The 10,457-nt window shown below is 73.2% G+C and carries 9 protein-coding genes and 1 pseudogene; 6 read left to right on the forward strand and 4 right to left on the reverse strand.

The window, feature by feature from the left end:
- Window positions 1-134 precede the first annotated feature (134 nt).
- Window positions 135-902: a deoxyribose-phosphate aldolase gene (gene deoC / locus BBK14_RS04545; protein WP_241831132.1), complete on the reverse strand. Its 768-nt coding sequence runs from the start codon at window positions 900-902 to the stop codon at window positions 135-137.
- 50 nt (window positions 903-952) lie between these two features.
- Between deoC and upp the strand changes: the two genes are divergently transcribed.
- Window positions 953-1,576 (forward strand): uracil phosphoribosyltransferase, encoded by a 624-nt coding sequence (gene upp / locus BBK14_RS04550; protein WP_071059953.1) that lies wholly within the window; start codon window positions 953-955, stop codon window positions 1,574-1,576.
- A 211-nt stretch (window positions 1,577-1,787) separates the two neighbouring features.
- On the opposite strand, the gene BBK14_RS04555 is transcribed toward upp, so the two are convergent.
- Both BBK14_RS04555 and BBK14_RS04560 read right to left on the reverse strand, forming a co-directional pair.
- A complete protein-coding gene (locus BBK14_RS04555; protein WP_083390717.1) occupies window positions 1,788-3,506 on the reverse strand; it encodes a phospho-sugar mutase in 1,719 nt (572 codons plus the stop codon).
- 68 nt (window positions 3,507-3,574) lie between these two features.
- Window positions 3,575-4,390 carry a purine-nucleoside phosphorylase gene (locus BBK14_RS04560; protein ID WP_071059954.1) on the reverse strand — a complete coding sequence of 272 codons (816 nt, stop codon included), beginning with the start codon at window positions 4,388-4,390 and terminating at the stop codon, window positions 3,575-3,577.
- A gap of 85 nt (window positions 4,391-4,475) precedes the next feature.
- On the opposite strand from BBK14_RS04560, the gene BBK14_RS04565 reads away from it, so the two are divergent.
- The 4 genes from BBK14_RS04565 to BBK14_RS04580 all read left to right on the forward strand — a co-directional run bounded on the left by BBK14_RS04565 (window position 4,476) and on the right by BBK14_RS04580 (window position 9,634).
- Entirely contained in the window at window positions 4,476-4,889 is a 414-nt protein-coding gene (locus BBK14_RS04565; protein WP_041256640.1) for a hypothetical protein, read from the forward strand.
- Window positions 4,890-5,062: 173 nt separating this feature from the next.
- Complete coding sequence (gene aspS / locus BBK14_RS04570) at window positions 5,063-6,922, forward strand: aspartate--tRNA ligase (RefSeq protein ID WP_071059959.1); 1,860 nt, start codon at window positions 5,063-5,065, stop codon at window positions 6,920-6,922.
- 269 nt (window positions 6,923-7,191) lie between these two features.
- Window positions 7,192-8,340 (forward strand): glutamate--cysteine ligase, encoded by a 1,149-nt coding sequence (locus BBK14_RS04575; protein WP_071059956.1) that lies wholly within the window; start codon window positions 7,192-7,194, stop codon window positions 8,338-8,340.
- Window positions 8,341-8,392: 52 nt separating this feature from the next.
- On the forward strand, window positions 8,393-9,634 hold the full coding sequence (locus BBK14_RS04580; protein WP_420849124.1) for an amidohydrolase: 1,242 nt from the start codon (window positions 8,393-8,395) through the stop codon (window positions 9,632-9,634).
- Window positions 9,635-9,699: 65 nt separating this feature from the next.
- Here the strand turns inward: BBK14_RS04580 and BBK14_RS04585 are convergent, their stop codons facing one another.
- On the reverse strand, window positions 9,700-10,140 hold the full coding sequence (locus BBK14_RS04585) for a gamma-glutamylcyclotransferase family protein (protein WP_020463372.1): 441 nt from the start codon (window positions 10,138-10,140) through the stop codon (window positions 9,700-9,702).
- Between the two features lie 210 nt (window positions 10,141-10,350).
- Here BBK14_RS04585 and BBK14_RS36630 point away from each other — a divergent pair.
- A pseudogene (locus tag BBK14_RS36630) lies at window positions 10,351-10,457 on the forward strand (FAD-dependent oxidoreductase); the annotation flags it as partial.

Here is a 10,457-nt window from a genome sequence, read left to right on the forward strand (position 1 = left end):
CCGCCTGCTGACCTGGACACCCTGATCGCCGCAGTCGGCGCAGGCCACGGCCTGCACCTCTACCTCCCACCTTGATCCAACGAACTACCGCTAGCTCCGGACGAGCGCCGCCGAGCCCCGGGCCGACGGCGGGGTCAGGCCGGGATGTCGGCGAGGATGTCCTTGGTCGCGGAAAGGCCCAGGCGGGTGGCGCCGGCGTCGACGAAGGCCAGGGCCTGGTCGGCGGTGCGGATGCCGCCGGAGGCCTTGACGCCCAGCCGGCCGCCGACCGCGGCGACCATCGCCCGCACCGCGCGCAGCGAGGCGCCGCCGGCCAGGCTGAAGCCGGTCGAGGTCTTCACGAACTCGGCGCCGCCGTCCTCCGCGGCCCGGCAGGCCGCCGCGATGCTCTCGTCCGGGAGCAGGGCCGTCTCGAGGATCACCTTGAGGATCACGTGCGGCGGGACGGACAGTCGCACCTCGGTGATCTCGGTCTCGATGGCGCGCCAGTTCTCGTCCATGATGTTCGCGATGTCGACGACCATGTCGATCTCGGTCGCGCCGTCGGCCACCGCGCGCCGGGCCTCCTCGGCCTTGATCACCGTGAGGTGTGTCCCGTGCGGGAAGCCGACGACCGAGGCGATCGCGAACGACGGATCGGCGTCCTTGCCGGCCTGGCGGGCGCTGGCGGCGGCGAGGAAGACGTGGGTCGGGGCGACGCAGACGGTGCCGACGCCGAGTTTCGCCGCGTCCGCGCAGAGGTTGACGATCTCCTCGCCGGTCGCCTCGGGGCGCAGCAGGGTGTGGTCGATCATGCGCGCGAGCTCGGCGCGGCGGGGCGCGACCCGACGCCCGGCGGCGTCGAAGTCGGCGCCCGGCGCGGGACGGTCGGGTCCGGCGGGAGCCGTTGTCATACCTTGCATCATCGCCCATGCGCAGTGTGGGTTCTCGAGTGTCCCGGTAGGAGCCAACCGTGCAGGTTCAGGTCGTCGATCATCCGCTGGCAGCGACCGCGCTCACCGTCCTGCGGGACGAGCGCACGGCACGCGCCGCCTTCCGCGCCGCCCTGCACGACCTGTCGACGATGCTCGTCTACGAGGCGACCCGCGAGCTGCCGACGATGCCCGTCTCGGTGACGACGCCGCTGGCGACCACCGCCGGGGTGGCGCTCGCGGCCGAGCCGGTGGTCGTGCCCGTGCTACGGGCCGGTCTCGGCATGCTGCCGGCCGCGCTCACCCTGATGCCGGACGCGCGGTCGGCGTTCATCGGCCTCTCCCGCGACGAGACGACCTTCGAGCCCCGGGTCTACCTCGAGTCGGTGCCGGCGGACCTGGCGGGGCGGCCGGTGTTCCTGCTCGACCCGATGCTGGCGACCGGCGGCTCCGCGCTGCACGCGCTGCGGCTGCTCAACTCCCGGGGCGCCACCGGCATCGTCGTGGTCTCCGTCGTCGCCGCGCCCGAGGGGGTCGCCGCGCTGGAGGGCAGCGGCCTGGACGTCAGCGTGGTCACCGCCGTGGTGGACGAGAAGCTGAACGACACCGCCTACATCGTTCCGGGGCTCGGCGACGCCGGCGACCGGATCTACGGCGCCGTCTAGCCCGGAGCCGGGCCCGGGCCCATGCATGCCAGGTCCCACCACCCGGTGATGTGTGGCGGCTCAGAGAGTCCTGGCTGTCACTCAACCGCCGCAGTTACTCGGGCAGAGCGCATAAGGCCTGGCCTGCGTGAATATCCATCGTTTCCGACCGTCTCCGGGGACGCCGGTGCTTCCGCGCACGCCGCGCGCTCGACGACGCGGCCACCACGGGTCACGGGCCGCCCGCAGGCCCTGGGACTCCCATCAGGGCGGCGGCGCCGTCGCGCAGCGCGTCCAGCTCGGTCCGGGCGTGGCGGCGCGCGGCGGCCGGGCCGATCGCCGCCACGGTTTCGCGGTCCGTGACGGCCTGCAGATAGATCTTGAGCTTGGGCTCGGTGCCGCTGGGGCGGGCGACGACCCGGGCTCCGCCGTCCAGTTCGAGGAGCAGGACGTCCGCGGGCGGCAGGCCGGCGAGCCCGTCAGGACCGTCCACCGCGCCGGTGAGCAGGTCCCGGACGGCGGTCACGGGACGGCCGGCGACGCGGTCGGGCGGGGACGTCCGCAGCCGGCGCATCGCCGCGCCGACGGCCGCGAGATCGTCGAGGCGGACGGACACCTGGCCGGTGGCGAACACGCCGATGCGGCGGTGCAGGTCGTCGAGGACGTCCAGCAGGGTGCGCCCGGCGCGTTTCTCGCGCTGCGCGGCCCGCGCGAGGGCCAGCGCGGCGGTGATGCCGTCCTTGTCCCGCACCAGGTCGGGGGCCATGGCGTAGCCGAGGGCCTCCTCGTAGCCGAACACGAGGCCGGGATCGGCACGCATGATCCACTTGAAGCCGGTCAGGGTCCGGGTGCAGGGCACGCCGTGGTCGCGGGCGAGCTCCACCAGGGCCGAGGAGCTGACCACGGTCGTCGCGACCGGTCCGGGCCGCGCCCGCAGCACGTGGTCGGCGAGCAGCAGCCCGATCTCGTCCCCGGTCAGCACCCGGCCGCCGACGGCCGCGGCGCACCGGTCCGCGTCCGGGTCGTTCGCGAGCACCAGGTCGGCGCCGACGCGCTCCCCCAGGGCGAGCACGGCGTCGAGCACTCCGGGCTCCTCCGGATTCGGGAACGGCGCCGTCGGGAAGTCGGGATCGGGCTCCCGCTGGTCGACGACCGTCACCGGCACGGGCAGGCCGGCCCGGGTGAACACCGCCTCCAGGACGTCCGCGCCGACGCCGTGCAGCGGCGTGTAGGCGATCCGGAGCGGCGGCCCGTCCACCGGCGGGACGGTGTCGACCGCGCGCACCGCGCCCTCGACGTACGCGGTGACGATCGAGGCGTCGAGGCGGGTCCAGCCGTCGGCGAGCGGGATCGCAGCGGCCGGGCCGACCGCGGCGATCTCGTCCTCGATCTCGGTGTCGGCCGGGGCGACGAGCTGGGCGCCCCGCCCCGCCTCACCCACGGGACCGCCGAGGTAGACCTTGTAGCCGTTGTCGGACGCCGGATTGTGACTCGCCGTGATCATGATCCCAGCCACCGCGCTCAGGTGACGGACTGCGAACGCCAGCACCGGCGTCGGCGTCGGCCCCGGGAGGAGCAGCGCCCGGGCGCCCTGCCCGGCCAGGACCCGGGCGGCGTCCAGGGCGAAGTGGTCGCTGCGCCGGCGCGCGTCGTAGCCGATCACCACCACCGGCGGACCGGTCACGCGGCGTTGCAGCCAGGATCCGAGACCGGCGGTGGTCCGCCGCACCACGGCGGTGTTCATCCCGGCCGGCCCGGCCCGCAGCGGCCCGCGCAGCCCGGCGGTGCCGAAGGCCAGCGGTCCGGCGAAACGCTCGGTGAGGGCGCGGACGTCACCCGCGGCCACCAGCCCGGCGAGCTCCGCCCGGTCGCCGGGGTCGGGGTCTGCCACCAGCCAGGACGCGACCCGCGACGCCAACGGCTCGGGCAGCCGGCCGACCTCCGCCGTCACGGCGCCCTCCCCGGTCGTCACAGAGTCGTCACAGAGCAGTCATCACGAGGCGGCGGTCACAGGGCTCGTCAAAGCGCGGTGATGACCTCGGCGAGCATCGAGCCCATCCGGCCGGCCGCCGCGGCGCCGGCGGCGAGGACCTCGGTGTGGTCCAGTGGCGCGCCGGTCATCCCGGCGGCCAGGTTCGTGACCAGCGAGAGCGCGAGCACGTCGATGCCGAGCGCCCGGGCGGCGATCGTCTCGTGCACCGTCGACATGCCGACGAGGTCGGCACCGAGCCCGCGCAGCATGCGGATCTCGGCCGGTGTCTCGAAGTGCGGGCCGGGCAGCGCCGCGTAGATCCCTTCGACCAGGCTCGGCTCCACGGTGCGGGCGAGCGCGCGCAACCGGGGCGAGTAGGCGTCGGTGAGGTCGGTGAACAGYGGGCCGACCAGCGGCGAGCGGCCGGTCAGGTTGAGGTGGTCGGAGACCAGCACCGGTTGGCCCACGTGCAGGTCGGAACGCAGCCCACCGGCCGCGTTCGTCAGGACGACGGTGCCCGCGCCGGCGGCGTGCGCGGTGCGGACGGTGTGCACGACCCGGGAGAGGTCGTGGCCCTCGTAGGCGTGCACCCGGCCGAGGAAGACCAGCAGCCGCCGCCCGCCGAGCAGGATGGAACGGGCCGTGGGCGCGTGCCCGGGAACATCCGTGGCGGGGAAGCCGCCCAGGTCGGCGAAGTCGACGTCCACGACGTCGGTGCCGAGACCGGCCAGGACGTCCGCCGCGGGCCGCCAGCCGGACCCGAGGACGATCGCGACGTCGTGCCGGTCGGCTCCGGTGCGCTCGGACAGGCAGGCCGCCGACGCCACGGCGTCGGCGGCGCTGATGATGTCGCTGTCCGCCACCAGGCGACTGTACGACTCGTCGGCATACCACTCCCGCGTGGCCCCGGCCCGGCCCCGCCTGGCGTTTCGGGAGCACACTGGTGAGGTGTCCCTCGTCCCCTCCGTCCGGAAGCCCCCGCGGGTGCCGCTTGAGGACGGAGAGCTCATCGAGGTCGTGCTGCGCGGTCGGATGACGGACCCGGCCGGTGGCGGGCGAGTCACCGCGAAGGCCGAGCGCTTCGTCGGGCATCGCCTCGGCACGTCCCGCTGGATCATGCTGACCACGCGGCGGCTGCTGGTGGTCGCGCCCTTCCCGCGGGAGGGCGACTGGTTCGACGTCTCCTACGACCGGCGGGACGTCTCCGCCTCCCGCGGCCTGCGGCACGGCGAGGTGATCGTGGTCGAGCTGAAGACCCCCGGCGGACGACAGATCCTGCGGCTGCCGAACCGCATGCGGTCTGAGGCGGCACGCCTCATCAGGGCCCTGCGCCCGGCCGAGCCCACCCCCCGCCAGACCTGAGCGCCGCCACCACGGCCGCCACCACGGCCCACGCGGCGATCATCGGCAGAGCCGTCCGATAGGGTCGACAGCGACGTGACGCGGCTCCCGATCAGTCGCATCAGTCAAATCAGCTATTGGTGACATCAGCACTAGCGGTGACATCAGCAAGTGGTGACACAGGACGGATGACCATGTCGACAGCCGCCAGCACGCCCGGAACGCACAGCACCGCGATGCGTACCCACCTGTGCGGTGATCTGGGGCTCGGCAACGCCGGCCAGCGGGTGACGGTCTGCGGGTGGGTCGCGCACCGCCGCCAGCACGGCCAGTCGCTGATGTTCGTCGACCTGCGCGACCACTCGGGCCTGCTCCAGTGCGTCGTCGACGGCTCGGTCGACGCTCGTTCCGAGTACGTCCTGCGGATCACCGGCACCGTCACCGCCCGCCCGGAGGGCACCGCGAACCCGGCCCTGGCCACCGGCGAGGTCGAACTGACGGACTGCGCCGTCGAGGTGCTCTCGGTCGCCGCACCGCCGCCGTTCCCGCTCGACGACCGGGCCGACTCCGTCGAGGAGAGCACCCGGCTCACCTACCGGTACCTCGACCTGCGCCGCGATCGGATGCAGCGCAACCTGCGCACCCGCTCGGCGGTCCTCGGCGCGCTGCGCACCGCGTTCGCCGACCGTGGGTTCGTCGAGGTGGAGACGCCGCTGCTGATGCCGTCGACGCCGGAGGGCGCGCGCGAGTTCGTCGTCCCGTCCCGRCAGTTCCCGGGCAGCTTCTACGCGCTGCCGCAGTCGCCGCAGCTTTTCAAGCAGCTGCTGATGGTCGGCGGGATGGACCGCTACTTCCAGCTCGCGCGCTGCCTGCGCGACGAGGACCTGCGCGCCGACCGGCAGTACGAGTTCACCCAGCTCGACCTGGAGATGAGCTTCGTCGGCGTCGACGACATCCTCGATGTGGTCTCCGCGGCGGTGCTCTCGGCCGCCGCCGCGGCCGCGGCGGGCTCCGGGCGCGCCGTGCCCGAGATCGAGCGGCTGACCTGGCATGACGCGATGAACCGGTTCGGGGTCGACAAGCCCGACCTGCGGTTCGGGATGGAGCTCGTCGAGCTCACCGCGATCTTCGCCGACAGCGGCTTCAAGGCGTTCGCCGGCGCCCCGGTGGTCAAGGGCATCCGGGTGCCGGGCGGGTCGGCCACGCACAACCGCAAGGCGCTCGACACCCTCACCGACCGCGCCAAGAAGCTGGGCGCGAAGGGCCTGGTGTGGATGCGCGTCGCCGCCGCCGGGGGGCTGGAGTCACCGGTCGCGAAGTTCCTCTCCCCCGCGGAGCTCACCGGGATCGTCACGGCGACCGCGGCCGAGGAGGGCGACCTGCTGCTGCTCGTCGCGGACGAGTGGGAGACCACCTGCGAGGTGCTCGGCCAGCTGCGCAACGACCTCGGGCGTCCGCCCGCCGGCGCGGGCGAGCTGCGTTTCGCCTGGGTGGTCGACTTCCCCCTGTTCGTCGGCGTGGACGCGGCCACCGGGCGGCCGAAGCCGGGGCACCACCCGTTCACCCGGCCGCATCCCGACGACGTCGAGAAGATGGAGTCCGAGCCGCTGGCGGTGCGCAGCCTGGCCTACGACCTGGTGCTCAACGGGTGGGAGCTGGGCTCGGGGTCGATCCGGATCCACGAGAGCGAGCTGCAGCAGCGCGTCTTCGGGCTGCTGGGCATCTCGCCGGAGGAGGCGAAGGCCCGGTTCGGGTTCTTCCTCACCCCGTTCGGGTACGGCGCCCCGCCGCACGGTGGATTCGCGTTCGGTATCGACCGGCTTGTCGCCATCCTCGCGGGTGAGGACAACATCCGTGAGGTCATCGCCTTCCCGAAGACCCAGTCCGGGCTCGACCCGCTGACCGGCGCTCCCACGACGATCGACGAGCGGCAGCTCCGCGAGCTCGGTATCCGCGTGGTCGCCCCCGCCGTGCCCGGTCCGGCGGCGCCCACGAAGCCCGCCGGTCCGGCGGCGCCCACCGTTCCCGCCGCGCCCGCCCGCCCGGCATCCTGACAGCGGCCGGGTTCCCCTGTCCCCGGCGCGGCGGAGAGATCCCGGTCGGTCACGCGGAACTACTCGCCGCCACGAAAAGTCAAACTAAGATAACTCTCAGTCGGAGCAAATCCGGACACTGAGGCGCGCGTGGCCAACGACCCGTAAGGGGTGTGCCTTCGTCCCTTCGGGGGGTACGGCCGCGCGATCTGGGTAACCAGCCCGGAGAGCTCGCTGCCCGAGTTCCGGGCCCGCCCGCTGGCGGGGCCCGCTCACCCGGAGGAGCCGCGGTGCACATTCCCTTCTCGTCGTCGCCGAGTTCGAGCCTTGGGATCGAGTGGGAGCTGGAACTCGTCGACCTGCAGAGCCGGCACCTGCGTGGCAGCGCGACCGAGATCCTCGAGGACCTGCGGGCCAAGGTCGGCGAGGAGGGCGCCGCCAAGGCCAAGCACGAGCTCTTCGAGTCGACCATCGAAGTGATCACCGGGGTGTGCCAGACCGTGCCCGAGGCCACCGCCGACCTGCTCGGCACGGTCGAGGTGCTGCGGGATCTGGCCGAGCGGCGCGGCATCGGTCTGATGTGCTCCGGCACCCACCCGATCAGCGAGTACTCCACCCAGAAGATCACCGCGGACGACCGCTACGACCGCCTGGTCGGCCGGATGCAGTGGCTGGCCCGGCGGCTGCTCATCTTCGGGGTGCACGTCCACGTGGGCGTGCGCTCGCCGGAGAAGGCGATGCCCATCGTGAACGCGCTGATGTCCTACATCCCGCACTTCCTGGCGCTCTCGGCGTCCTCGCCCTACTGGCTCGGCTCGCACACGGGGCTCGCGTCGTCACGCTCACGGGTGTTCGAGAGCCTGCCGACCGCCGGCCTGCCCTACCCGCTGCACGACTGGGCGGCGTTCGAGGGGTTCATGGAGACCCTGGTGACGGCCGGCACCATCGAGACGATCCGCGAGGTGTGGTGGGACATCCGCCCCCACCCCAACTTCGGCACCGTCGAGCTGCGCATCTGCGACGGCCTGCCGACGCTGCTCGAGGTCGGGGCGGTCGCCGCGCTCGCGCAGTGCATCGTCGACCGGATGAACACCCAGCTCGACCGCGGGTACCGGCTTCCGGCCCCGCAACGCTGGGTGGTGCAGGAGAACAAGTGGCGGGCCGCCCGCTACGGGCTCGACGCGGAGATCATGGTGGACGACCACGGCACCGTGCGCCCGGTCCGCACCGACATCACCGACCTCGTCGAGGATCTCCTCCCCGTCGCCCGCCGGCTCGGCTGTGAAACCGAGCTCACCAACGTCGACCGGATCCTCACCGCCGGGGCGAGCTACACCCGACAGGAACTTGCCGCGCGGCGGGCCGGCGGAGACCTCACCGCTGTGGTCGATACGCTGCTTGCGGAGATGAACGCGGGGCGACCGGTCACCCACGGGTAGCCGGCCTGCCGGAGCGACAGCGGAGGGCCCGGCCCGGTAGATGACAGCGGACATGACACACAGGACCGCCGCGGCGGGCATGCCGATCACGGTGGCCTGGCTCGCGGAGCACGAGGACAATCTGATCGCGCTGCGGCGTGACCTGCACGCCCATCCCGAGCTGGGCCGCCAGGAGCATCGCACGGCGCGCGTCCTGGAGGAACGGCTGCTGGCCGCCGGCCTGAGCCCGCAGCGGCTCCCCGACGTGCCCGGCCTGTGGTGCGACATCGGCGCGGGGGTCGACTCGGGCGGCCCGGTGGTGATGCTGCGCGCCGACATGGACGCGCTGCCACTCGCCGACGTCAAGGACGTCCCGTACCGGTCGACGGTGCCGGGCGTCGCCCACGCCTGCGGGCACGACGTACACACCACCGTGGCCCTCGGCGCCGGTCTGGCGCTCGCCGAGCACGCCCGGACGCACCCGTTGCCGGGTACCGTGCGGCTGCTCTTCCAGCCGGCGGAGGAGACCATGCCCGGCGGCGCGCTCGACGTGATCGACGCCGGCGTACTCAAACCGGTGACCTCGGCGATCACCGTGCACTGCGACCCCGCCCTCGACGTGGGCACCATCGGGCTGCGCTCCGGCCCGATCACCTCGGCCGCCGACGCGGTGGAGATCACCCTGGCCGGGCCGGGCGGGCACACCTCACGGCCGCAGAACACCGTCGACCTGGTGTACGCCCTCGCCCGACTGGCGGTGGACCTGCCGGCCGCGCTGTCCCGGCGGGTCGACCCGCGCTCCGCGCTCTCGCTGGTCTGGGGCCAGATCCAGTCGGGCACCGTCACGAACGCCATCCCGCGCACCGGCAAGCTGCGCGGGACGATCCGCACGCTGTCCCGGGAGACCTGGGAGGCGGCGCCGGAGCTGGTCGAACGCCTCGCCGAACAGCTCGTCGCCCCGTACGGGGCGCAGATCGCCGTCGACTACGTGCGCGGCGTCCCGCCGGTGGTCAACCACGCGGACGTCGTCGACGCGTTCGGCGCGGTGGTCGACGCGGTGTTCGGGCACGGGGCGGCCACCTCGGTCGCCCAGTCGCTGGGCGGCGAGGATTTCGGCTGGTATCTCACCCACGTGCCCGGCGGCCTGGCCCGGCTGGGCACCCGGACACCGGGCGGCCCCACCTACGACCTGCACCAGGGCAGTTTCGACGTCGACGAGCGCGCGGTCGGCGTCGGTGTGAGGTTCCTCTCCGCCGCCGCCTGTGAGCTGCTCGACCGCTCGGCCGACCCGGTGGGCCCGGACGACCTGGCCTAGCGATCTTTGGTCGCTAGGCCAGGTCGTCCGGTGCTGCCCGGCCGGGCAGGCCGGGCAGGCCCGGATCAGGCGATCGGACGTCCACGGAGCTCGGTGACGTACTCGGAGGGGGCGCCGGCCTTCTCGGCCGCGTCCGCGATCATGTCGAGGTAGTTGCGCGACGGCAGCCCGCCCTCGTAGGTGTTCAGCACGTACGTCCAGGCCAGGCTCTCGCCGTCCAGGGTCGACACCCGCACCCGGATGCGGGTGTAGAGGCCGGTGTCGGCGCCCTCCCAGATGTCGAGCCGCTCCAGGTCGTAGCGGTCGAGGTCGTACAGCAGGACGTACACGTGGGCGCCGGGCGCCTCGACGATGGTCGCCAGCGCTCCGTCCCAGCCGACGTTCTCACCGCCGAAGGTCAGGCGCCAGCCCCTGATCCACCCGGTGCCGATCACCGGGGAGTGCGGCGTGCGCTGCTTCATGTGCGCCGGATCGAGGTTGCTCGCGTAGGCGGCGTACTTCGTCATCGTCGGGGTCTCTTCCGATCTCCCCCGCCCGGTGCGAGAGCGCGGGGGTGGCTTCCACGCCGGGTGCGGCCACCGGCGTCACGGGGATGGACCGACGTCACGGGGGGCGTCCGACGTCGGTGGAAGATACTACGGAGGCCGCCGCACCGGGACGAGAGGGACGTCGGAAGAGGGGCAAACTAGGGAGGTACGACGAGCTCTGGAGGATCCCACGTGACGCGCATCGTCATCCTTGGCGGCGGACCCGGCGGCTACGAGGCGGCCCTGGTCGCCGCGTCCCTCGGCGCGACCGTGACCGTGATCGACTCAGACGGCAT

This window comes from Parafrankia soli (assembly GCF_001854695.1).
Classification (GTDB): Bacteria; Actinomycetota; Actinomycetes; order Frankiales; family Frankiaceae; genus Parafrankia; species Parafrankia soli.

Coding starts and splice junctions, on each gene's coding strand:
- deoC (WP_241831132.1), bottom strand. CDS start 902: ATGCAAGGTATGACAACGGCTCCCGCCGGACCCGACCGTCCCGCGCCG.
- BBK14_RS04580 (WP_420849124.1), top strand. CDS start 8,393: ATGACACACAGGACCGCCGCGGCGGGCATGCCGATCACGGTGGCCTGG.
- BBK14_RS04585 (WP_020463372.1), bottom strand. CDS start 10,140: ATGACGAAGTACGCCGCCTACGCGAGCAACCTCGATCCGGCGCACATG.